General features: G+C 69.7%; 1 protein-coding gene. It reads left to right on the forward strand.

Annotated features, from left to right (window positions below; translation table 11 throughout):
• The first annotated feature begins 110 nt into the window (after positions 1-110).
• Entirely contained in the window at positions 111-1,502 is a 1,392-nt protein-coding gene (locus AB0N03_RS52335) for an IS4 family transposase (protein ID WP_364388992.1), read from the forward strand.
• Positions 1,503-1,516 lie beyond the last annotated feature (14 nt).

Below are 1,516 nucleotides of genomic sequence, written 5' to 3' on the forward strand. Positions count from 1 at the left end.
CAAGGCCGGGTAGTTAGGGCGGTGGGTGTGGCGTCAACCCCCATGACATAAGGCAACGGAGCTTCCGCTAGAACATCGTCGACCAAGATCAACGTTCGGCGGGAGCTCCGTTGTCCGCGCAGTCTGTCACAACCCGAATCATCCGCACCGCCGCCGGGGTCTTCGCACCCGGCCACCTCGGCGAACTCACCCAAATCGTGCCCTTCGAGATGGTCGACGCAGTCCTCGCCGAAACCGCACCCGCCGCGCAGCGGCGGATACGGCTGTTACCCGCCCGGGTCACGGTGTACTTCCTGCTCGCGATGAGCCTGTTCCCCGAACGCGGCTACCGCGCAGTGTTCTCCACCCTGACCGCCGGCCTCGGTGAGCTACGGCCGGCGACTCCGACCTCCTCGGCGCTACGCCAAGCCCGCTCCCGAATCGGCCCCCGCCCGCTGGCCGCGTTGTTCGCCCTGCTGGCCGGACCCCTGGCCTGGCCCCGCACCCCCGGCGCCTGCTGGCGCGGTCTGCGACTGATCGCCATCGACGGGACCGGCATCACCATCCCCGACAGCACCCCCAACCGGGTCTGGACCAACAAACCCACCGCGTCCCACCCCACAGCCGGGTATCCACTGCTGCGGCTGCTCACCCTGGCCGAGTGCGGCACCCGCGCCCTGATCGGGGCGGTGTTCGGCAGCCCCGCCCAGGGCGAACTGGCCTACGCCGCCACACTCACCGGCCGGCTGCACCCGGGCATGGTGCTGCTGGCCGACCGCAACTTCGACGCCGCCACCTTCATCACCCAGGTCGCCGCCACCGGCGCGGACCTGCTGATCCGGCTCAAAGCCAACCGCCGCCCACCCCTGCTCGGGCGCCACCGCGACGGGTCGATCACCTCACGCATCGGCGGAACCAACGTCCGGATCATCGAAGCCCGCATCACCGTCACCGCAGCAGACGGATCCCGCCGCAGCGAGCACTACCGGCTGGTCACCACCCTGCTCGACCCCGACCGTTATCCCGCCGCCGAGCTGATCGAGCTCTACCACCAACGCTGGGACATCGAAACGGCCTACCTCGCCCTCAAACACACCCTCACCCGCGGGCGGGTCCTGCGCTCGCAGACCCCGGCCGGGGCCGAGCAGGAACTCTGGGCGTTGCTGGTCACCTACCAGATCCTGCGGATCGCGATGACCGACGCCACCAGCACCCGCCCCGACGTCGATCCCGACCGGGCCGGGTTCAGTGTCGCCCTGCACGCCGCCCGCGACCAGGTCATCACCGCCCAAGCGGTCATCGCGGGCACCCGCATCGACCTGGTCGGCACCATCGGCGCCCACGTCCTGGCCGCTCTGCTGCCCGCACGCCGGGCCCGGATCTGTCCCCGCACCGTCAAACGACCACTGTCCAAATACGCCTACAAGAAACCCCATCAGCCCCGCGCCTGCCTGAAAGTCGTCATCGACGTGACCGTCACCGACGCCGCGACAAGCCCCTTGACACGACCCACACCGCCCTAACTACCCGGCCTTGC

Origin of the sequence: Amycolatopsis sp. NPDC051061, from assembly GCF_040682935.1 — a bacterium.
In the GTDB taxonomy this organism is placed as follows: Bacteria; Actinomycetota; Actinomycetes; order Mycobacteriales; family Pseudonocardiaceae; genus Amycolatopsis.